Annotated in this window: 20 protein-coding genes and 2 pseudogenes; 15 read left to right on the forward strand and 7 right to left on the reverse strand. The window is 60.9% G+C overall.

Features of this window, described 5'->3' with window-relative positions:
* Window positions 1–61: 61 nt before the first annotated feature.
* Window positions 62–757 (reverse strand): creatininase family protein, encoded by a 696-nt coding sequence (locus tag ACL2XM_RS20020; protein WP_410012569.1) that lies wholly within the window; start codon window positions 755–757, stop codon window positions 62–64.
* Window positions 754–1,740 (reverse strand): GntR family transcriptional regulator, encoded by a 987-nt coding sequence (locus ACL2XM_RS20025; protein WP_410012570.1) that lies wholly within the window; start codon window positions 1,738–1,740, stop codon window positions 754–756. Before ACL2XM_RS20025 ends, ACL2XM_RS20020 begins: the two co-directional genes overlap by 4 nt.
* 248 nt (window positions 1,741–1,988) lie before the next feature.
* Between ACL2XM_RS20025 and ACL2XM_RS20030 the strand changes: the two genes are divergently transcribed.
* The 6 genes from ACL2XM_RS20030 (at window position 1,989) to ACL2XM_RS20055 (ending at window position 8,494) form a co-directional block, all read left to right on the forward strand.
* Window positions 1,989–3,584: an ABC transporter substrate-binding protein gene (locus ACL2XM_RS20030; protein ID WP_413729069.1), complete on the forward strand. Its 1,596-nt coding sequence runs from the start codon at window positions 1,989–1,991 to the stop codon at window positions 3,582–3,584.
* 47 nt (window positions 3,585–3,631) lie between these two features.
* Window positions 3,632–4,570 carry an ABC transporter permease gene (locus tag ACL2XM_RS20035; protein WP_410012572.1) on the forward strand — a complete coding sequence of 313 codons (939 nt, stop codon included), beginning with the start codon at window positions 3,632–3,634 and terminating at the stop codon, window positions 4,568–4,570.
* Window positions 4,567–5,418: an ABC transporter permease gene (locus ACL2XM_RS20040; protein ID WP_413721870.1), complete on the forward strand. Its 852-nt coding sequence runs from the start codon at window positions 4,567–4,569 to the stop codon at window positions 5,416–5,418. Before ACL2XM_RS20035 ends, ACL2XM_RS20040 begins: the two co-directional genes overlap by 4 nt.
* A gap of 15 nt (window positions 5,419–5,433) precedes the next feature.
* On the forward strand, window positions 5,434–6,474 hold the full coding sequence (locus tag ACL2XM_RS20045; RefSeq protein WP_410012574.1) for an ABC transporter ATP-binding protein: 1,041 nt from the start codon (window positions 5,434–5,436) through the stop codon (window positions 6,472–6,474).
* Window positions 6,474–7,472 (forward strand): ABC transporter ATP-binding protein, encoded by a 999-nt coding sequence (locus ACL2XM_RS20050; RefSeq protein ID WP_413727357.1) that lies wholly within the window; start codon window positions 6,474–6,476, stop codon window positions 7,470–7,472. The genes ACL2XM_RS20045 and ACL2XM_RS20050 overlap by 1 nt, the downstream gene beginning before the upstream one ends.
* 239 nt (window positions 7,473–7,711) lie before the next feature.
* A complete protein-coding gene (locus ACL2XM_RS20055; RefSeq protein WP_410012576.1) occupies window positions 7,712–8,494 on the forward strand; it encodes a DeoR/GlpR family DNA-binding transcription regulator in 783 nt (260 codons plus the stop codon).
* Here the strand turns inward: ACL2XM_RS20055 and ACL2XM_RS20060 are convergent.
* Window positions 8,487–9,248, reverse strand: a complete 762-nt coding sequence (locus ACL2XM_RS20060; protein WP_413731504.1) for an SDR family NAD(P)-dependent oxidoreductase — start codon at window positions 9,246–9,248, stop codon at window positions 8,487–8,489. The genes ACL2XM_RS20055 and ACL2XM_RS20060 overlap by 8 nt on opposite strands.
* Window positions 9,249–9,372: 124 nt before the next feature.
* On the opposite strand from ACL2XM_RS20060, the gene ACL2XM_RS20065 reads away from it, so the two are divergent.
* The 3 genes from ACL2XM_RS20065 to ACL2XM_RS20075 all read left to right on the forward strand — a co-directional run bounded on the left by ACL2XM_RS20065 (window position 9,373) and on the right by ACL2XM_RS20075 (window position 11,301).
* Window positions 9,373–10,287: a LysR family transcriptional regulator gene (locus tag ACL2XM_RS20065; RefSeq protein WP_410012578.1), complete on the forward strand. Its 915-nt coding sequence runs from the start codon at window positions 9,373–9,375 to the stop codon at window positions 10,285–10,287.
* 211 nt (window positions 10,288–10,498) lie between these two features.
* Window positions 10,499–10,711, forward strand: a complete 213-nt coding sequence (locus tag ACL2XM_RS20070) for a hypothetical protein (protein WP_410012579.1) — start codon at window positions 10,499–10,501, stop codon at window positions 10,709–10,711.
* Window positions 10,712–10,767: 56 nt separating this feature from the next.
* Window positions 10,768–11,301, forward strand: a complete 534-nt coding sequence (locus tag ACL2XM_RS20075; RefSeq protein WP_410012580.1) for a helix-turn-helix transcriptional regulator — start codon at window positions 10,768–10,770, stop codon at window positions 11,299–11,301.
* A 54-nt stretch (window positions 11,302–11,355) separates the two neighbouring features.
* On the opposite strand, the gene ACL2XM_RS20080 is transcribed toward ACL2XM_RS20075, so the two are convergent.
* From ACL2XM_RS20080 to ACL2XM_RS20095, 4 genes are all read right to left on the reverse strand, one after another.
* Window positions 11,356–12,180 carry an alpha/beta fold hydrolase gene (locus ACL2XM_RS20080; RefSeq protein ID WP_413731506.1) on the reverse strand — a complete coding sequence of 275 codons (825 nt, stop codon included), beginning with the start codon at window positions 12,178–12,180 and terminating at the stop codon, window positions 11,356–11,358.
* Between the two features lie 87 nt (window positions 12,181–12,267).
* Window positions 12,268–13,896 carry an MFS transporter gene (locus tag ACL2XM_RS20085; RefSeq protein ID WP_413721866.1) on the reverse strand — a complete coding sequence of 543 codons (1,629 nt, stop codon included), beginning with the start codon at window positions 13,894–13,896 and terminating at the stop codon, window positions 12,268–12,270.
* Window positions 13,893–14,309 (reverse strand): DoxX family protein, encoded by a 417-nt coding sequence (locus tag ACL2XM_RS20090; protein ID WP_410012583.1) that lies wholly within the window; start codon window positions 14,307–14,309, stop codon window positions 13,893–13,895. Before ACL2XM_RS20090 ends, ACL2XM_RS20085 begins: the two co-directional genes overlap by 4 nt.
* A 2-nt stretch (window positions 14,310–14,311) precedes the next feature.
* Window positions 14,312–16,183 carry an amidohydrolase gene (locus ACL2XM_RS20095; protein ID WP_413721865.1) on the reverse strand — a complete coding sequence of 624 codons (1,872 nt, stop codon included), beginning with the start codon at window positions 16,181–16,183 and terminating at the stop codon, window positions 14,312–14,314.
* A 265-nt stretch (window positions 16,184–16,448) separates the two neighbouring features.
* Between ACL2XM_RS20095 and ACL2XM_RS20100 the strand changes: the two genes are divergently transcribed.
* The 6 genes and pseudogenes from ACL2XM_RS20100 to ACL2XM_RS20125 form a co-directional block, all read left to right on the forward strand.
* Window positions 16,449–17,135, forward strand: coding sequence for a hydrolase (locus ACL2XM_RS20100; RefSeq protein WP_410012585.1), 687 nt, complete (start codon window positions 16,449–16,451; stop codon window positions 17,133–17,135).
* Between the two features lie 65 nt (window positions 17,136–17,200).
* Complete coding sequence (locus tag ACL2XM_RS20105; RefSeq protein WP_413721864.1) at window positions 17,201–17,503, forward strand: DUF1427 family protein; 303 nt, start codon at window positions 17,201–17,203, stop codon at window positions 17,501–17,503.
* On the forward strand, window positions 17,500–17,757 hold the full coding sequence (locus ACL2XM_RS20110) for a DUF1427 family protein (protein WP_410012587.1): 258 nt from the start codon (window positions 17,500–17,502) through the stop codon (window positions 17,755–17,757). Before ACL2XM_RS20105 ends, ACL2XM_RS20110 begins: the two co-directional genes overlap by 4 nt.
* Before the next feature lie 11 nt (window positions 17,758–17,768).
* The gene (locus ACL2XM_RS20115) at window positions 17,769–18,152 is read left to right on the forward strand and encodes a response regulator transcription factor (protein ID WP_413721863.1); all 384 of its coding nucleotides are present in this window, start codon (window positions 17,769–17,771) and stop codon (window positions 18,150–18,152) included.
* Between the two features lie 8 nt (window positions 18,153–18,160).
* Window positions 18,161–19,387: pseudogene (locus ACL2XM_RS20120) on the forward strand (serine/threonine protein kinase); the annotation flags it as partial.
* 429 nt (window positions 19,388–19,816) lie between these two features.
* Window positions 19,817–21,499 (forward strand): annotated as a pseudogene (locus tag ACL2XM_RS20125) (ATP-binding protein); the annotation flags it as partial.
* Window positions 21,500–21,713: the final 214 nt, after the last annotated feature.

Here is a 21,713-nt window from a genome sequence, read left to right on the forward strand (position 1 = left end):
GCGCCGCGGGTACTCCCGCCGCATAAACGGCTCCCCGCACGGTGCCTTGCCCGGGCGGCGATCAGAGCAGTTCCATCACGCGCCGGGTTTCTTCGACACCCACCTGCCAGAGGGCCAGCATCTCCTCGTCGGCGCGCTGATAATACCCGCCGTAGTTGCCGTCGCCCAGCATCGCGCGGGCCTTGGCCGGATTGAGCTTGCGAAAGCCGACCAGATCGAGCATCGGTTTTTGCCGGTCCGGCTGGGCGACGCCCGCCAGCCGGGTCCAGGGGAAATTTTCCATCCATGAGGCATGCGAGGCCACCGGATCGGTTTGCTGTACCTTTGCCCAGGTGAGCGGCGCGCACCACCAGTTATGCAGCTGTACCATCACCTCGGGATTGGCCACCATCCATTCGCTGATAATATGCTGCGCCGGCATATTACCGCCGTGGCCGTTAACCAGCAGAACGCGCTTAAAGCCCTGCCGTTTCAGATTATCGAGAATATCGTACAGCAGCCGGAGGTAAGTGCCGACCCGCAGGCTGATGGTGCCGGGAAAATCGCTGAACGCCGGCGTCATGCCGAACGGCATTACCGGGAATACCGGTATGCCCAGCGGCTCGGCCGCCTCGACGGCGACCTTTTCGGCCAGGATGGAATCCACCGACAGGCTGAGAAACGCATGCTGCTCCGTACTGCCCAGCGGCACCACCACCCGATCGTCCCGGCCCAGGTATTCTTCCAACTGCTGCCAATTCATTTCACTGATTTTCATGATATTTCCTTCAATCCGGTCACGGAGGGCACATCCGGCGTCAGCAGCGGCATCACCACACGCCTGATATCGCCGCTGTCAGGAATATGCCGGTATTCAAACGCCTGTTGGCCAGGAGATAAGGCGTCCTGTAACGCCTCGGCGCCGGTGGCGTAGACCAGCACATCGGCATGCGCCAGATAGCGGTTCAGTTCAGGGTCGTCCCGATGCACCACGGTAATGGACTGCACATGCGGGGCGAAGCGCTGCACCCCGGTTTTCATCAGCGCGGTAAACTCCGGGAAGATCGACACCACCAGCACCCTGGCAAGGGGATCAAGCGACGCCAGCGCCCGCCGGGTCTGCTCGGAGGGGATAAAGCTGATATTAATAACCCGCATACCGGGCAGCAGGCTCATCACCTCGCGCCGGCGGTGGGCAAAGGTCAGGATCAGATCGGCGCTGTGCGCCTGCTCGCGCGCGCGGTTATCGGCGGTCAGTATCGACAGCGTCGTCGCGTCCAGCTGCGCGCCGTCGCCCAGGGTGCCGGCGATAATCTGCGCATAATCGCGGGCGGACTCGATAAAATTACCCACCACCAGCACCGTTTTGGTCCTGGCGCGCCGCTGGCGGTGATGGAACCGGTTGGTGACCAGGGCGGCGAGGTCGGCCGCCGATAAAGACAGGTCCTGCGCCCGATCGATCAGGGCGTCGATGTGCTGATGCAGATCGGTCAACCGCTTGTCGCTGTGGCGCAGGACCTGGGCGGCGTCGGCGATAAAGGTACCGGAGCCGGGCTTGCTGTAGATCAGTTCAGCCTGTTTCAACTCGCGATAAACCTGCGCCACGGTCATCGGCGCCACGCCGACCCGCTCGGCCATGTCGCGCACCGAGGGCAATTTATCCCCCGGCTTCAGCGCGCCGAAGGTGATGGCATACTCCACCAGCCCCCGCAACTGCATCCCCAACGGGAGCGACAATGTTCTATCAAGTTGGAAGTCCACAAACCGCCCATTAATGCGTGCTAATTTACTAATACACTATCGTTATAAGCTTAGCTAACGCAAGCACAGCGGGCATATTTTCCTATTCAACGGGCTATAGCATTTTCCTATGACAAAATAATGCCTTTTTTACTGCCTTTTATTGACATTAAACGATCATTGCTTCAAATATCGTACTACTGCATTAGAACAGTGACGCGGGATTTTCCGGCGGGGATCATTTTCCAAGCGATAAGGGGATGGGCACAATGAAGGTTATGCATCGGATAACGTTAATCGCCTTGCTGACGGCGGGCGCGCTACCACTGGCCCACGCCTGGGCGGCGGATACCGTGCAGCGCGGCGGCACGCTGGTCTATGGCCGCTATAGCGATAGTTCGTTCCTGGAACCGGTATTGAATGAAAACAATACCGATATCTGGATCCTGTCGAATCTGTATGACACGCTCCTGTTTCCCACCGCCGACGGCAAAGGCATCGAACCGGGCCTGGCGGACAAATGGAATATCGCCGCCGACGGCAAAAGCGTCAGCCTGACCCTGCGCGATAATATCAAGTTCTCCGATGGATCGCCGATTACCGCAGAAGATGTTAAATGGTCGCTGGAACGCGCCAGCAAGCCCGGCAACGGGGTATGGCAATTTATGGTCGATTCCATCGCCAGCGTCTCCATTGACGGCGCCAACGCCATTACCCTGCATCTGAAACACCCGGACCCGGCCATCCTCAGCGCCCTGACGGCGTTTAATACCTCCATCATGCCGAAAAAGCAGTTCGAGGCGACGCCGGGCGCCACCGACCAGCAAAAAGCGGAAGCTTTCGCCGAGCATCCGGTGGGGTCCGGCCCCTATGTGCTGAAATCCTGGCAGCATAACGCCACCATGACACTGGTGCGCAACCCGTATTACTGGCGCAACGGCGCCGACGGCAAGCCGCTGCCCTATCTCGACGGCATTACCTTCGAGATCGTCCCGGACGACGCCACGCGCATCCTGAAGTTACAGTCGGGCGAGCTGGACGCCACCGAGTTTATCCCGTATTCGCGCGTCAACGAATTGAAGGCCAATCCGGCCATTGATATGAAACTGTTTCCCTCCACCCGGGTGGAATACGTCAGCCTGAACGTGCGCCCGCAGTACCAGGGCGCGGCCAATCCGCTGGCCAATGAAAAGGTGCGCCAGGCGCTGAACTACGCCACCGATAAGCAAGGCATTATCCAACTGGTGACCTATGGCATCGGCACGCCGATGACGTCTTATATTTCCAGCGGCACGCCGGGGCACGTAGGCGACAAACCGCTCTATCCGGTGGATACGGCCAAGGCCAAACAGCTGCTGGATCAGGCCGGTTTCGCCAGCGGTTTCAGCGCCAATATCATGGTGCTGGCCGGCAATGAGGACGAAATCAGCATCGCCACCGCCCTGCAGCAAATGTGGGCGCAGGTGGGCGTTAAACTCACCATCACCCAGGTGGACCACGCCACGGAAACCGACCGCTATCGCAAGGGCGATTTCGGCATGCGCTTATCCACCTGGACCGATGATATTGCCGATCCCAATGAAATCACCTCTTACTTCGCTTATTCGAAAAATATCCAGGCGGTGCATTCGGGCTGGAAAAACGATCGGGTAGACCAGCTGTTTGAGCAATCCCAGCAGGAAATCGATCCGCAAAAACGCGCGGCCGATTATCAACAAATTCAGGCGATCTTTAACGCCCAGGGGCCGATCGTGCCGCTGTATGAAAGCCCTTATCCGGTGGCGTTGAATAAGACGGTGCACGGCTTTGTGCAGATTCCGCTGGGCAATAACCTGTTTGCCGAAACCTACCTGACGCGCAAATAACGTCGACGCAGGTTAACGGCCGGAACCTGGAACAGGAGAAGAGAGGGGTGTCAGAGTTTGCCTATATCGTTAAACGTATTTTGCTGATTATCCCCACGTTGCTGGTGATCCTGGTGGTGACTTTCGCCATTGTACGGCTGCTGCCGGGCGATCCCGCCAGCGCCATGATTGGCGATCGCAGCACCGAGGCCGACGTGGCGAGGATCAACGCACAGCTGGGACTGGACAAACCGCTGCCGGTGCAATTTTTCTTTTTTGCCCGCCAGGTGCTGACCGGCAACCTGGGCGACTCCTATGTGCTGCACAGCCCGGTGACCAGGGTGATTGCCGAGCGCCTGCCGGTCAGCCTGATGCTGACCGCCATGGCCGGCCTGTTCGCGCTGCTGATGGCGATTCCGCTGGCCTTTGTCTCGGCGCTTAAGCGTAATAGCGCCGCCGATATGACTATCCGCGGTTCTTTCCAGGTGACGCTGTCCATGCCGTCGTTTTATATCGGCCTGGTGTTGCTGACGGTGTTTTCCGCCCATCTGCACTGGTTTCCGGTGGGCGGCTACGGCGCCACTTTCACGGATAAGCTGTACCATCTGTTCCTGCCGTCGATGACCCTGGCCCTGAGCCTGGCGGCAGTGCTTATCAATAACCTGCGCACGTCTATTATCGCGGTGCTGGACGCGGAATACATTACCTTTGCCCGCGCCAAGGGGCTGAAAAACCGGGTGATTATGCTGCGCCATGTGATGCGTAATTCGCTTATCCCCACCGTCAGTCTGTTTGCCCTTAATATCGGCACCATTATCGGCAGCGCGGTGATCACCGAAACGGTATTTGCCGTCCCCGGCATCTGCCGCCTGATGGTCGACAGCATCTTCAGCCGCGACTACCCCATGGTCCAGGGACTGGTCATCGTGCTGTCGGTAATGGTGTCGCTTATTTTCCTGGTGACCGATATCGTCCAGGTCATGATCGACCCGAGGAGAGCGCGATGACGGTCCATCCGGCGCCATCAATGCCGGCCCGTACCTGGCGGCGGCATATCCCCTGGCCACTGCTGACCACGGCCATCATCCTGTTGTTCAGCCTGGCCGCCGGTTTTTTCCCGCAGCTGATCGCCCCCTACGATCCGCTGGCGTTCGATTACCGCGCCATCCTGAAACCGCCCGGCCCGCATCACCTGTTCGGCACCGATAATTTTGGCCGCGATATTTTTTCACGTGTTATCTACGCCTATCGGGTGGATTTGCAAATCGCCCTGTTTACCACGCTGTTCCCCATGGTTTTCGGCACGCTGGTCGGGCTATTGGTGGGTTTTTACGGCGGCTGGGCGGAAACGCTGTTCCAGCGGGTGGTGGACGCGGTGATCACGTTCCCGCTGCTGGTGCTGGTGATAGCCATCGTAGCAATCCTCGGCCCGGGCCTGGGCAGCATGTATGTGGCGGTCGGCATTATCTATTGGGTGTTCTATGCCCGGCTGATCGCCGGTGAAGTCAGTATCCAGAAACGCCTGGACTATATTGCCGCCGGCCAGGTGATGGGGTATAGCCGGCCGCGCATTATTTTCCGACATTTGTTGCCCAACGTCATGACCACCACCCTGGTGTACTGGATGACCGATATGGCGCTGGCTATTTTGCTCGGCTCCAGCCTGGGCTATCTCGGCCTGGGGGCGCAGCCGCCCACCGCGGAGTGGGGAGTATTAATCGCCGCCGGCAAGAATTTTATGGATACCGCCTGGTGGATCACTATTTTCCCCGGCCTGGCCATCGTGCTTACCGGACTGGGATTCAGCCTGCTGGGCGATGTGCTGGCCGAACGGCTCCGGCCCGGACACCGCTGATGAGGGAGGTCGAGAATGCATGCCACAACAGCGCCAGGCCCTGAATTACCAGGCAAGGCGCCGGGCGCGCCGGGTGACGATACCCTGCGGGTCAGCAACCTGAACACCGTTATCCATACCCCGCGCGGGATGATAAAGGCCATCCAGGATATCAGTTTTGAACTGCGGCCCGGCGAAATACTCGGGCTGGTGGGCGAATCCGGCTCCGGCAAAAGCGTGACGCTGCGTTCCCTGCTGCGCCTTATGCCCGGATCGGCCCAGGTTAGCGGTTCGGTGACCTGGCGGGGACGGGAACTCATCGACGCCGCGCCGCAAGAATTGCAACGCATCCGCGGCGGCGATATCGCCATGATTTTCCAGGAACCGATGATCGCCCTCAATCCGGTGTTAACGGTACACCGGCAAATTGACGAGACGCTGCGCGCCCATACGCGGCTTAACGGTCGCCAGCGGCTGGCGCGCACCGTTGAACTGCTTAACCAGGTCGGCATTCCCGATGCCCGGCGCCGGCTGGAAAACTACCCCCACGAGTTTTCCGGCGGCATGCGCCAGCGGGTGATGATTGCCATCGCGCTGGCGGGAGAACCCAGCCTGCTGCTGGCGGATGAGCCGACCACCGCGCTGGACGTCACCATCCAGCAGCAAATCCTTAATCTGCTGCTGTCCCTGCGGGACAGGCTGCATATGGGCATTATTTTCGTCACCCACGATCTGGGGGTGGTGGCGCAGCTGTGCGATCGGGTGGCGGTGATGTACGCCGGCCGCATCGTGGAATCGGGCGAGGTGGGCGCGGTATTTGCAACGCCACGCCACCCCTATACCCAGGGTTTGATGGGCTCGGTGCCGCGGGTCGGCGTGGAACGCACGCCGCTGCTCTCCATCGAGGGCACGCCGCCCTCGCTGTTGGACCCGCCGCCGGGCTGCAGCTTTAACCCGCGCTGCGCGTACGCCACGGATCTGTGCCGCCAGCAGGTACCGCCGCTGCTGTCCCTGGCGGACCACCGGGGCGTGGCCTGCCACCATTATCAACATCTGGTCAAAACGCGGAGCCTGTGATGAACGGATTAACCCCGGCGGACGAACAACCGATTATCTGCGTCGAGGACGCACAGGTGCGTTTTGCGGTAAAACAATCGCTTTGGCACCGGTTGCAGGGGCACCCGCCCCAGTTTATCCAGGCGCTTAACGGCGTCAGGCTGGAATTACAGCGGGGTGAAACCCTGGGGGTGGTGGGCGAATCGGGTTGCGGCAAATCAACGCTGGCGCGGGCGCTGGTGGGCCTGCTGGCGGCCGATGACGGCCGTATCCGCTTTAAAGGCCAGGATATCGCCGCGCTGCGCGGCAAGGGAAGGCGCGATTTCAACCGCCAGGTGCAGATGATCTTCCAGGACCCGTATGGTTCGCTTAACCCGCGCATGACGGTGGGACAGGTATTGCGCGAGGCGCTCTCGGTACACAGGATGTGCCCGCGCGCCGCGATCCCGGCGCGCATCATGGCGCTGCTCGAACTGGTACGCCTGCCCGCCGACGCGGTGGATAAGCTGCCCCATGAATTTTCCGGCGGCCAACGCCAGCGCATCGGCATTGCCCGGGCGCTGGCGGTGGCGCCGGAAGTGCTGGTGGCGGACGAACTGGTGTCGGCGCTGGATGTCTCGGTACAGGCGCAAGTGGTGAACCTGCTGCTGGATTTACAGCAAAAGCTGGCGCTGACGGTGCTGTTTGTCGCCCATGACCTGCGGCTGGTACGGCATATTTCCCATCGCGTGGCGGTGATGTATCTGGGTGAAGTCATTGAAACCGGCGCGACGGAGGTCCTGTACCGGCAGCCGCTGCATCCCTATACCCAGGCGCTGCTGCGCGCGGCGCCCGGCATGGATCCGGCCAACCGCGTCGCCACGGTCAGCCTGGCCGGCGAGTTGCCAAGCCCCCTGTCGCCGCCCCCGGGCTGCCGTTTCCATACCCGCTGCCCCTATGTCACGGACCGCTGCCGCGCGGAACATCCCATCCTGCGCGCCAAACCTTCCGGGCAGCAGGTGGCCTGCCATTTGGCCTGAGGAATTTTTTTGTCACTATATAACTGAATTAATTGAAAATATTGGCAATCAGGCGCGGCCATATTGACCACGCCGACCGGCGCGGGCATAAGGCAGCAAGCCATACCGGCTATCTTGCTGGTTAGATGACGGGGACAAAAGCGCGGCGTTTGATATTGGCTGGACAGCTAAAGCCAACTCTGACAGCATGGCGATATCCATAAAATCAGCCGTGCCATTGGCTTAACTGAACGGGCGCTATGAAGGGACAAAGTCGTTTAGATCAGATTATGGAATACCTTAAAAGCCATAATCTGGTCACCGTGGAACAACTGGTCGAGGCGATAACCGCCTCCCCCGCGACCATTCGCCGCGATTTAATCAAACTTGATGAGCAGGGCGTTATCAGCCGTACCCACGGCGGCGTCACGCTCAACCGTTTTATCCCCGCGCAGCCGACCACCAACGAAAAACAGCAGCGCAACCTGCTGGAGAAACAGGCCATCGCCGAACTGGCGGCGCAATGCGTGCGGCCCGGCGACGCCGTCGTGCTGGATGCGGGCACCACCATGCTGGAACTGGCGCGCCATCTGACCCATCTGCCGTTGCGGGTTATCACCTCGGATTTGCATATCGCGCTGTTCTTATCGGAATTCAAGCAAATCGAGGTGACGATTACCGGCGGACGTATTGATGACAGCAGCCAGTCCTGCATCGGCGACCACGGCCGCCAGCTGCTGCAGAAAATCTATCCGGACGTGGCCTTTATCAGTTGCAACTCCTGGAGCCTGGAAAAGGGCGTGACCACGCCGACCGAGGATAAAGCGGCGCTCAAACGGGATCTCGCCGCCCATGCCGGACGGCGTATCCTGCTGGCGGACAGCAGTAAATACGGCGCTTACTCGCTGTTCTGCGCCATGCCCCTGGCGGACTTAACCGACATCATCACCGACGACAAACTCCCGCCGCCGGTCATGGCGGAACTGCGCCGGCAGCCCTGCGCCCTGCAACTGGCGGACAGCGCGGCCCGGCGCGTCAGATAAACATGCCGCCGGAGGCTTCGATACGCTGGCCGGTCATCCAATGAGTACCATCGGCAAGCAGGGCGGCCACCGCGCCGCCGATATCGTCGGGCAGACCCGCCCGGCCCAGGGCGGTGTTGGCGGCGATAAGCTGATTGACCTGCTGGTTATCGCGCACTATCCCACCGCCGAAGTCCGTTTCTATCGCCCCGGGAGCCAGGGCATTTACGCTGATGCCCCTGCCGCCCAATTCTTTGGCCTGATAGCGGGTCAACACCTCAAGGCCGCCTTTCATGGTGGCGTACGCGGCGGCGGCCGTCGAGGCGGTGAAACGCGTCAGGCCGGTGGAAATATTCAGGATGCGCCCGCCGTCGGCTATCAGCGGCAGCAGTTTTTGCGTCAGGAAAAACGGGCCTTTCAAATGAATCCTGAACAGCTCATCAAACTGCTGTTCGGTGGTGTCGGCGATAGCGGCATGCAGCCCAATGCCCGCATTGTTGACCAGATAATCAAACCGATCGCATTGAAACTCCCCGGCCAGGGTGCGGCCGACTTCGGCGGCGAATTCACTGAACCGGCTACTGTCGCCGACGTCCAGCTGCAGCATGACCGCCTTGCTGCCGGCCCGTTGAATCTCCGCCACCAGCGCCTGCGCTTCCTCGGCCCGGCTATGATAGGTGCCGATAATATCCACGCCCTTTGCCGCCAGGTGCAGAGCGGCGTTTTTGCCCAGTCCACGGCTGGCGCCGGTAATTAAAGCAATTTTGTGACTCATCTCGATGTGCTCCTGTGGGTAGGTAAATCTGTCGGTCTACAGCTTATTAGCCGGCGGGGTATAGATAAACCCGCAAAAAGCGGAAATACTGTTCGGTATGACAGGACAATAATCCGGACATACGATGGTCAACAAGCTTGAGCTGCTGCGCAGTTTTATTCGCGTCAGCGAACTGTCCAGTTTTACCCAGGCGGGCGAGAGCCTTGGCCTGCCTAAATCAACGGTATCGGAACATGTCCAGACCCTGGAAGCCCTGGTGGGCGCCAGGCTGCTGCATCGCACGACCCGCCGCGTCACGGCCACCCAGGACGGGCTGGCGCTGTATGAGCGCGGCAAGGATATGCTGGCGAACATGGATGAACTTGAGGGATTATTCCGTCAGGACGGCCTGGTGCTGGCCGGGCGATTGCGGGTGGATATGCCCGCCGGTATTGCCCGCGCCCTGGTATTGCCGCAATTGGGCGAATTTATGCAAAAATATCCCAACCTGCGCATTGAAATCAGCTGCACCGATCGCCGGGTGGATATCGTGCGCGAAGGTTTTGACTGCGTCCTGCGCATCGGCGAACTGACCGAGGCTTCCCTGGTCGCCCGGCGGCTGGGCCGGCTGCCCATGGTGAACTGCGCCAGTCCGTCTTACCTGGCGGCCTATGGCATACCCAGGACGCCGGCGGATCTGGCCGGCCATGTGCTGATCCATTATGTCTCCAGCCTGGGATCGCGCGCGGAGGGATTTGTTTACCGCCATCAGGGCAAGTACCTGAGCCAGGAGCTTCCCTCGCTGGTCACGGTGAACAATGTCGATGCCTATAACGCGGCCTGTCTCGGCGGCCTGGGTATTATCCAGGCGCCGGCCATCGGCCTGGAGGAGCATCTGGCCGCCGGACGACTGGTGGCGATCCTGCCCGACTGCCCCGCGCCGCCTATGGACGTTTCGCTGGTCTATGCCGATCGCCGTTATCTGCCCCAGCGCGCGCGGGTGTTTATGGACTGGCTGGCGGCACAGCTTGCGCCGCATATCAGCGCGCAGCGGCCATAGGCGCCACTGTGATAAACCGCTGGGCGGTGGCGGCCGCACCGCCCCGCCATTATCCCGGGATTTGCGGCGCCGCTCGCTAATCCACTGTTAAATAACCCGTTATACTCTCTTCTTGCGAAAGATTTGTTACTCTCAGCCGGCAGGAGACTGCCATCCATCGTTGACAAGCGTCAACACTTCTAATACATTAACCCAAGCAATAGGGAGGGAGATGAAGGATCATCCCAACAAGCATATTCAGGCGGCGATTGAATATGCTCTCTCCAAAGGCTGGCGATTTCGCCATGGCAAAGGGCATGCGTTTGGCCGCCTGACCTGCGGCGTGCCCGGCCATGAAGAACATCAAATGCGTGTCTGGTCTACGCCCCGCAGCGCGGAAAACCATGCCAGGCAGCTTCGCCGCAAGATCAATCACTGCCGGTAACATGGCCACATGCTTTATTACGCAAAGGCGGATCTCCGCCTTTAATCGAGGTGACAATGGCATTGTACAATTTTGCGCTTACCCTCTCCGGCGTAACCGCAGAGACCAAAGGACTGGAAGACCGACTGTTCGAGAGCGGCTGCGATGACGCCCTGGTGTGTTTTTATGGTAAATCCGTGTACCTGGAATTCGATCGCGACAGCGCGTCTTTCGCCCAGGCGGTGTTAAGCGCCATCGGTGATATCGAATCGGCGGATTTGGGCGCCAGGGTCATCTCGGTGGATGCCAACCTGGTTGGTTTAAGCGATATCGCCGAGCTGTCGGATATGTCGCGGCAGGCGGTTGCCATGCTCAAGGACGGCACCCGCGGCAGCGGCGATTTCCCCTCGCCGGTGCAAAGGATCAAAGGCGTCTCGCCGTTATGGCGCTGGGCCGACGTGGCCGAATGGCTCGCGGCAAAAGGAAAGCTACACCCTGATATCGCCGTCAACGCCCGGCAGCTCGATATTATCAATATGGCCCTGCAACTGCGCGAAACCAAGCAGCGCAAGCAAATCGGCGATTATCTGGCCCTATTGGAAGCGTCCTGATCCATAACCTATCAGGACGCGGCGCAGCCTGCCTATTCACAGGGCCGGGATGGCTTAATCCTGCTGTATAAAGGCCAACAAATCCTGATTCAATCGGTCTTTATGGGTAAAACACAGGGCATGGGGGGCGCCGGGATACACTTTCAGGATGGCCGACGGGATTGCCGCCGCCGCAAGTTTACCCGTCGCCGCAAAAGGCACCACCTGATCGTCATCGCCATGGATGACCAGGGTCGGCAATGAAAATGCCGGCATATCCTGGCGAAAATCCGTTTCCGAGAACGCGGTGACGCAGTCCAGGGTGCCTTTAAGGGAGGCCAGCAGGGCGATATTCAGCGTTTGGGTGAGGATGCCGGCCGAAACCTTGCTATCGGGGCGATTGGTACCGTAGAACACCGTGCTGAAATCGCTTAAAAACTGCGGCCGGTCGGCGGCCAGGCCCGCTTTTATGCCATCGAAGACCGATTTATCCACGCCTTCGGGATGATCGGCGGTTTTGATAAACAACGGGGTTACCGCGCTTATCAGCACCGCCTTTGCCAACCGCCGGGTGCCGTGGCGGGCAATGTAGCGCGCGACTTCGCCGCCACCCATGGAAAACCCCACCAGCACCGCGTGCTGGATCTCCAGCTTTTGCAGCAGTTCCTCCAGATCATCGGCGAAGGTATCATAATCATAACCCTCCCAGGGCTGGCTGGAACGGCCGAAACCACGGCGATCGTAGGCAATCGCGCGATAACCTTTTGCCGCCAGGATCGTCATCTGGTATTCCCACATATCGGCATCCAGCGGCCAGCCGTGGACAAAGATCACCGGCTGTCCCTGCCCCCAGTCCTTGAAATAGATTTCTGTGCCGTCACGGGTCATAAAAGTAGTCATAGGTATACTCCTTACAGGGTGTGTGCGGGAAAACTGAAGGTGTGTACATCCCCGGATTCAGGACGTCATATCTGTTGCCGTAATGCGCTATTCAGGCGCCACCAGATGGCGCACCACCGGCGGCTGCTCGCCATGATGGAATGCGCGCACCCGATCCTGGATGCGTTTATCATTCACCGTGTGACGCTCATGCTGTCGCAGATGTTCAAGCCAGGAACCGACGACAAACACCTCGACACACTTGCCGGGAAACTCGATGTCCTCATACACCGCCCAGGTCAGCGCGCCGCCGCGCCGGCGGACGCGCCGCATTTCCTGGATCGCGCGCATAAAGGCGGGTATTTCCCCGGATTCAACCTGATACTCGACGCTTATCATCACCGGGCCCCGGTCATGCTCTATGGCGGACTCCGGCGCCAGGGGGTGATCCGTGGGTTCAAGGTTTAAATCGGGATCTTGGTTTAACCGCCAGCGCAGGGCGGTGGCGGTGCCCAATACCATGCCGATGGCGGCCACGGCCAGGGAGGTGGATATAGTCAGCTGCGACGCCAGCTTCCCCCAGACAGCGCTGCCGGCGGTCATGGAGCCGAAAAATACCGTCAGGTAAACGGCCAGGGCGCGCGCCTTTACCCAGCGCGCCGCGCTGCGCTGCGCGCCGACATTCAGGGTCGACAGCACGGTTATCCAGGCAAAACCGGTAAAAAACTGGATGCCGGCAAGCCACCAGAAATGGCGGACAAAAGCGAGCGCCAGCATGGTAAGCGCAAACAGCAGGCTGGCCAGTACCGTCAGGCTGTCGGGCGTCAGCTTTTTACGCAGCCCCGGCAGCAGGATGGCGCCGCAAATCGCGCCGATGCCGATGGCCGCCAGCAGCACGCCATATCCGCCTGGCCCCAGGCCCAATTCGCGTTGCGCCACCAGCGGCAATAATGCCCAGCCGGCGCTGCCGAAAAGGAAGAACGCCATGGCCCGCACCAGTACCGTGCGCAACACCGGCGCCGCATGGACATAACGCAGCCCCACGCGCATGGCGGAAAAAAAATGTTCGGGCGGCAGGCGCTGGATGGCGGTGTCGGTTTTCCAGCGGTACAGCACGACGATGACGCCCACCACCGACAGGGCATTCAGCATAAAGACCACCGCCGGACCGGAAAACGATAAAATCAGGCCGCCCAGGGCGGGGCCGATGGCGCGGCTGATATTGATGCCAAGCGAGTTCAGGGCGATGGCGGGCGCCAGATCCGCGCGCGGTATCAGATCCGGCACGATGGCCTGGAACGGCGGCGAGCTCATGGCGGCGCCGGTGCTTAGCAGGAACGCCGCGGCCAGCAGCAGGGGCGGCGTCATCTGGCCTGACAATGCCAGCAGCGCCATGGCCACCGCCACCGCCAGTACCCAGGCCTGCGAAAACAGCAGGTATTTGCGTCTGTCGACGATGTCGGCCATCACCCCCGAGGGCAGCGCAAACAGGAACATGGGCAGGCTGCCGGCGGCCTGGACCATAGCCACCATCAGCGGGTCGGAATTAAGGGTGAGCATCATCCAGCTGGTGCCCACATCACTCATCCAGGAACCGATATTGGAGGCCACCGTGGCAATCCACAACATACGGAAGACGCGCTGGCGCAGCGGGCTCCACGAGGAGGGCGGCGCGGCCGCCGCGCTGTCCCCGCCGGCGGCATCCTGATTGAAAACCTGTTTGTCCGATGTCGTCATAAGATACCTCCCCGCGCCGCCGGCCGCAGGCTCCAGCGGCCGGGACCGCATAACCCGATGGTGGTAAAGATAATCAGCAGCAGCCAGCCGAATTGTCCTTCCGCTACCGACCAGTCCGGATGAACCGCCAGCATGGCGATAAGCAATACCGCGATGATGGGCAGACAGGCCGCCCTGGCGGCCACGCCCAACGCGATAAACACCGGGCAGACCACTTCGGCGAAAATGGCGGCCCACAGGCTCAAGGACGCCCCCAGCCCAAAAGGATCCTCAATCCTGGTGAGCTCATCGGCGTAGTGCAGCACTTTAGGCGCGCCGTGTACGTACAACAGCATAAAACAGCCGGTCAGGCGCAGGAACAGCAGGCCCAGGTCGACCTGCGGGGTGAGGTAAAACCGCCCGGTGGTTTTCATGGTCAAAACGCAAAGCAGCTGCAGCCCAGCGCGCCCCAAAAACCGGCGTGATTGGCGACCGGCACCGAGGAACCGCGCGCGGCGTCATGGGCATGGCCGTGGACGCCGCAGGCACCGGCGCAGGCATGGGGCAACATCGGGGCGCGGGCGGCGGTCAGTTGGCGGTAATGTCCCGGCACCAGGGCGACGGGCGACCAGTCCGGCAGCACCGGAATTGCCGCCGGGCCGTGGGAGGTAAACTCGCCGTCCGCATACACGACTTTACCGCCGACGAGGGTCATCAGCGACGCGATGGATTTGATCTCATCCTCGTGCACGGCAAAAAAATCCGCGGTCAATACCGCCATATCGGCAAGCTGGCCGGCCTTGATCCGCCCTTTTTTATCCTGCTCGCCGGAGAACCAGGCGCTGCCGGCGGTCCACAGCTCAAGGGCAATATCACGGGGCAGACGATCCGCACTATCATAAAGTTTCATACCGCCGACGGTGCGGCCCGATACCAGCCAGTAGAGCGCGGTCCAGGGGTTATAGCTGGCCACGCGGGTGGCATCCGTGCCGCCGCCCACCGGCACGCCCATCGCCAGCATGCGCGCGATGGGCGGCGTATGGCTCGCCGCCGCCGCGCCGTAGCGATCGACAAAATATTCGCCCTGAAAAGCCATGCGGTGCTGGATGGCAATACCGCCGCCCAGGGCGCGCACCCGCTCGATATTGGGCGGCGTAATGGTTTCGCAGTGGTCAAATAACCAATGCAAGCCGTCGAAGGGGATCTCGCGATTCACCTTTTCAAACACGTCCAGCATGCGGCTGATGGATTCGTTATAAGTGGCGTGCAAACGGAAGGGCCAGCGATTGGAGACCAAATGCCGGACTACCTGCTCAAGTTCGTTCTCCATGCCGGCGGCCAAATCCGGCCTCGGCTCCAGGAAGTCCTCGAAATCGGCGGCGGAGAACACCAGCATTTCGCCCGCGCCGTTGTGCCGGTAAAAGTCATCCCCCTGCCCGGGCTTGACCATGGCGGTCCATTTTTGAAAATCCTCCAGCTCCGCGCCTTTGCGCTGGGTAAACAAATTGTAGGCGATGCGCACCGTCAGCTGGCCTTCCCGCGCCAGTTGATCCACCACGTCATAATCCTCGGGGTAGTTCTGGAAACCGCCGCCGGCATCGATGGCGCTGGTGACGCCGAGCCGGTTGAGCTCACGCATAAACTGCCGGGTGGAATTCACCTGGTACTCCAGCGGCAACGTCGGCCCTTTTGCCAGGGTGGCATACAGGATCATGGCGTTCGGGCGGGCTATCAGCATACCGGTGGGATTACCCGCCGCATCGCGCTGGATTTCGCCGCCCGGGGGATTGGGCGTCTCCCTGGTATAGCCGACGACCCGCAGCGCGGCGCGGTTAAGCAGCGCGCGATCGTAAAGATGCAGTACAAAGACCGGCGTATCCGGCGCCGCCGCATTAAGCTCGTCCAGGGTCGGCATCCGGCGCTCCGCAAACTGGAACTCGGTCCACCCGCCCACGACCCTGACCCACTGCGGATGTGGCGTGCGGTCCGCCTGCGCCTTTAACATCGCCAGGGCGTCGGACAATGACGGCACCCCTTCCCAGCGCAGTTCGAGATTATAGTTCAGCCCGCCGCGGATCAGGTGAAGATGGGAGTCGTTCAGACCGGGAACGACGGTTCGCCCCCCCAGATCAATAACCTTGGTCTGCGTACCGCGGTAACGCATCGCCGACGCGGCGTCGCCGACGTCCAGGAATGTCCCCTTGCCGACGGCTACCGCGTCGGCAAGGGGATTTTGCCGGTCCAGGGTATGAAACCTTCCGTTCACCAGGATTAATTCGGCTGTCTCTGCTTTATCGGGCGAAACCATAAAACCTCCGGAACTGTGGGCAGCGCCAGGCTGCGGGCTGAAACGCGCGCCGGGTGGTCAGGCGTGGTCGCGTTGGCAATGGCTGGATTATTATCGCCGGCGCGGATCACCGTCTAGTTATACATAGAGATAATGGTTTCGCTTATTTCCCCGGCCTACCATCTCGGCAGATGGATGTTCCGCTGACTTCCGGCTTCCATCGTCCCAACCGGCGCGCCGCGTAAGCGCGGGCGATCCTTTCCTTCCACCCTCTCGGGATACCATTATGATTGATTCAAAACTTGACGTGCTGACGCCCTCCAACTGCCAAATGATTTTTATCGATCAGCAGCCGCAAATGGCGTTCGGCGTGCAGTCGATAGATCGCCAGGTGTTAAAGAACAATACGGTGGCGCTGGCGAAAGCGGCGAAGGTGTTCGGCATTCCCACCATCATCACTACGGTGGAAACCCTGAGTTTTTCCGGCCATACCTATCCGGAACTGCTGGATGTATTTCCCACCCACGACATCCTTGAACGCTCGTCGATGAACTCCTGGGACGACCAGAAAGTGCGCGATGCGCTGGCCGCCACCGGCAAGAAAAAAGTCGTGGTGTCGGGACTGTGGACCGAGGTATGCAACAACAGTTTTGCCCTGTGCGCCATGGCGGAGGGCGATTATGAAATCTATATGGTGGCCGACGCGTCGGGCGGCACGTCCAGGGAAGCCCATGATTACGCCATGCAGCGCATGATCCAGGCCGGCGTGATCCCGGTGACCTGGCAACAGGTGATGCTGGAGTGGCAGCGGGACTGGGCGCGCAAGGAAACTTACGACGCCGTGATGGCTATCGTGCGGGAGCATTCCGGCGCCTACGGCATGGGCGTGGATTATGCCTATACCATGGTGCATAAGGCGCCGGAAAGGGGCCATGGCGATCACCATACCCTGGCGCCGGTTCCCGCGAAATAACCGCTCTCCCGGCCGGCGTGTCCCCATGGCGCGCCCGGCCGCTTCCCGTTAAAGCAGGGGTGAATATGAATGCTTATTGTATTTCGCTGGGCGCCGGGGTTCTGATCGGCCTGGTCTATGCGCTGTTGAAAGTGCGCTCCCCCGCCCCGCCCGCCATCGCCCTCATCGGCCTGCTGGGGATGCTTATCGGCGAACAGCTGTCGGCGCTGGTGATAAGCCAGGCCTTTGCGGCGCAACCCACGACACGCCACGCGGCAAACGCCGCCCCGGCAAAAAAGACCGTTGCCTCCTTAACGGCGCAAGACGCGGCTCTCACGCCCAATCGATCCCTGCGCGGCGAGTCATCCGCTCCGGGAGGAGGTCTATGAAATCCTACGTTGTTTCCCTGCTGGCCGGGGTGTTAGCCGGCGTGATTTATTCATTGCTGCAGGTACGTTCACCCGCGCCGCCGGTTATTGCCCTGCTGGGCCTGCTCGGTATGCTGATAGGAGAGCAGATTGTGCCGGTCTGCCGGCGCCTGCTGAAGCGGGAGCCGCTGACCCTGGCATGGTTTCGCACGGAGTGTGTCCCCAAGATCAGCGGCGCGCCACCGCCCGATACCCGAAAGCCCCCGCCATCCTAGGGACGACCGTCATGACGCCCTCGTTGCTTATAGCCATTATCGACGACGATCGTTCCGTAAGAAGCGGATTAAGTAATTTATTGCAATCCGCCGGTTATGCGACGATATCTTTTGAATCGGCGGAGCAATTCCTGAATGATGAAGCGCGGGATAGCATCGATTTCGTCATCCTGGATGTCAAATTGAAAGGGATAAACGGGTTTGAACTTATCAGCCGCCTGGGACAATCCCGACCGGGGCTGCCGGTCATGCTGATTTCCGGCCATGGCGACGAGGACATGGCACAAAGGGCGCTAAACGCCGGCGCGGTTTCTTTTATGCGTAAACCTATCGATGTGGATATGCTGTTGGAGCATATCCAGCGGGTATTAGCCCAACGCGGGGGAAGTCCATGATCAATGCAATGCCGCCGGCGCCACGATCGCGCTTAACCGATGACAAGACGCACACTGCCCCCGATCCCTTATCCGCCCCGGCGAATGGCGCCATCGCCGCTTTTCTCTCCCAGGCCCTGAGTATTTGCGCCGCGCTGCGGCTGTTGCATGCCGAGGGGATAATCCATGGCGCGCTGACGCCCGCCGCGCTGTCGATGACCGACGATGGCGCTTGCCGCCTTGATATGGGCGGCCCGGCGACGCGCGCGGCGGCGGCGCCGGCGGGCATGCCGGTCAGCAAGGATATGCTGGCCTATATGTCGCCCGAACATACGGGACGGACCCAATGCGGCGTCGACGCCCGCAGCGATCTGTATTCCCTGGGGATGATTTTTTATGAACGGCTGGCCGGCCGGCCGCCGTTTGTGTTCCCCGGCGGCGGCGGGGTAGCCGAATGGATACATCACCATATCGCCTGCGAGCCGGCGGCGCCCCATACCCTGCGGCCGTCTGTGCCGGAAATGTTATCGCAGGTGGTGATGAAACTGCTGGCTAAATCTGCGCAAAGCCGCTACCAGACCATCGAAGGGTTGATGGCGGATTTCAGGCGATGCCGTTCTGCGCTGGCGGCGTACGGCCATATCCGGCACTTTATGCCGGGGCTGCAGGATGTTTCCCCGTCGTTGCGGCCGTCCGATGGCCGCTTCACGCCGCCCAGCGGTCTCCAGGCTTTTTCCACTGCGTTTACCCGGGTGAAAAGCCAGGGAACCCATGCGCTGGTGGTGGTCGGCGGCCCTCCTGGGATCGGCAGATCATCGCTGATTGCCCGCGCCCTGGCGGGACTGCGGGGAGAAGACGCGCTCCTGGCCGTCGCCCGGGTCTGCCGGTATCGACAGGTACTGCCGTTCGCCGTGCTGTCGGAGGCGTTCAGATCGCTTACCCTGTATATGCTCGGGCAACCGGCGGCGCAAATCGATGCGCTGAAAACACGTCTCGCGTCGTCGCTTGGCGATGATGCGGGGCTGGCCATCAATCTGGTACCGGAACTGGCATTGATATTGGGTAAAAAAAGCCCGCTGTACGCGCTTTCCGCCGAGGCGGGAGAGGCGCGGTTTAACCCTATGATATATGGTCTGGCCAGCGCCTTTGCCTCTTTGGGCCGCCCGCTGGTATTGGCCATCGACGACATTCAGTGGATAGACCCGGCCAGCATGGGCCTGCTGGAGCACCTGATGGCCCATACCGCCATGCTGCCGCTGCTGCTGGTGGTTGCGTTACGCGACGCGACATCCCCCGGGGACCCGTCGCGTCCCGCGCCGCTTGCCACGCTGCGCCATAACGCGGCGCGGGTGGTGGATATCCAGCCCGCGCCCTTAAGCCCCGCCGCCCTGGCCCGATGGCTGGCGCGCGATTTTCGTACCACACCCGCCAATATGGCGGCGCTTGCCGGTTTGGCGCATGCCGAGACCGGCGGCAATCCTTTACTCGCCCGGCAGTTTATCAACGGCGTTATCAATGACGGACTGGCCACCAGGGACAGGCGCAACGGTAAATGGCAATTTTCCCTGGCGGCCATACGGGCGCGCCGGGGCGCTAAAAACGCAGCCGGGCTGATGCGAAAGGAGATGTTCGCTTTACTGGAGAGCCGGGAGAAAAACGGCGATGGCGGCGGTTTCCCCGCGGGGGTTTCCTTTAGGCAGGCCCAGGAAAACCAGGATCTGCAAAGCGTTATCATCGCCTCAAGGGCATTATCCGAGGAAATCGATCTCGGCCGGCTGATTCATATCCTGATGAAAATGACGCTGGAGCACGCGGGCGCCCAGCGCGGCCTGCTGATCAGGGTGATCGCCGGTTCGCCGGTTATCGAGGCGCGGGCCGACACCACCGTCGCCGGCGTAAACGTACAGGTGGTCAAGGCCGCGCCGGTGGCGGCAGATCTGCCGGTATCCATGCTTAACGCCGTCATTCGCACCGGCCAGGAAATCCGCCTGGGCGCGCCGGGGGAGTTCAGCCCGTTCAGCCACGACCCCTACCTGATGGCTTCCGGCGCGGCGGCGCTGTGCGTGCCCATGTTTAAACAGGCCCGGCTGGTGGGGGTGCTCTACCTGGAAAACCGGCTGATACCTGATGCCTTTACCGCCGAACATTCGAAGGTAATTGCGCTGTTGGTGGCGCAGGCCGCCATCTCCATTGAAACCGCCACCCTGTACGCGGAATTGCTCGAGGAGAATATCCAGCGCCGTCGCGTCGAGAACGAGCTGCGCACCAGCCAGACCTCATTAATGCTGGGGGAAAAGATCAGCCACACCGGCAGCTGGCGCTGGGAAACCACCCAGGAAACGCTGGAAATATCGGCCGAATTCGCGCGTATATTCGGTTTGGATGAAGAGCAGCAGGCTATCTCCTATACCGCCTATATCGGTTTTGTCCACCCCGATGACCGAAACCGGATACTCAACCAGATCGACTATTGCCTGGGTAAAGGATTGTCCATGCAAGCCGAGTATCGCATCGTCAGGACTGACGGCACTGTTCGCTACGTGGCGGGAATCGGCGAGCCGATCCCGGCCTGCGGCAATGCCCACGAGTATTTTGGCACCATAACCGATATCACCGCCCGCAAACAGGCCGAGGACGCGGTCAGGGCCGCGCAGGCCGACTTGGCGCGTGTGGCGAGGGCCACGACGGTCGGGCAGCTCACCGCCTCGATTGCCCATGAAATCAACCAGCCGCTGATGTCCATCGTGGCCAACGCCGGCGCCAGCCTGCGCTGGCTGAACCGCGACCCGGCCAGGCTGGATAATGTCCGCACCGGCCTGGAGGATATCATTGCCGAAGGCAAGCGCGCGGGAGAGATGATCCGCAGCCTGCAGGCGCTCACCCGCAACGCGCCGCCCCATTTTGCCCCGGTCGATTTGCACCATACCGCGCATCATATCCTTACCCTTTCCCATAGCGAACTGGAAAGACGCCGGATTGCCATCGAAGATAAGCTATGGGCCGATGCCTTTATCGTCTATGGCGACAGCGTGCAAATCCAGCAGGTGCTGCTTAACCTGGTGATGAACGCCGCGGAAGCCATGGCGGACGTGGATGACCGGCCGCGCATCCTCACCTTGTCCTCCGTCAATCCGGCGCCGGGCAAGATAACCTTCGCCATGGCCGATACCGGTATCGGCCTGAGCGACGAGGTCAGGGCGCGGGTATTCGAGTCTTTTTATACCACCAAGAAGCAGGGCATGGGCATGGGGCTTGCCATCAGCCATGCCATAATCGAAAACCACCGGGGGCAGATGGCGGCGTCACAGCGCCATCCCCACGGCAGCTGTTTTTCGTTCACCCTGCCTGCGCTGCCCACCGGCGCTTAAAGGCAAAACCAGGCCGCGCCGCGGCGGCGTTCGCCCTAATGGCTAAATTCTGAATCCCGCCCCGGCGCCCCGGGAAAGGGTCGCCAGCCGGGTATTCTGTGGTTTACTGTGGGTCTGCAGCGATCCTTGTTGTTGCGTGCGCCGCGTGCGCAGTCTAAGCCGACGACATTCACCGGGAGCGTAAAAAATCGATACTATCACCTCGCCAGTCAAC

The sequence above is a fragment of the Sodalis sp. RH20 genome (assembly GCF_047324205.1).
GTDB lineage: Bacteria > Pseudomonadota > Gammaproteobacteria > Enterobacterales > Enterobacteriaceae > Acerihabitans.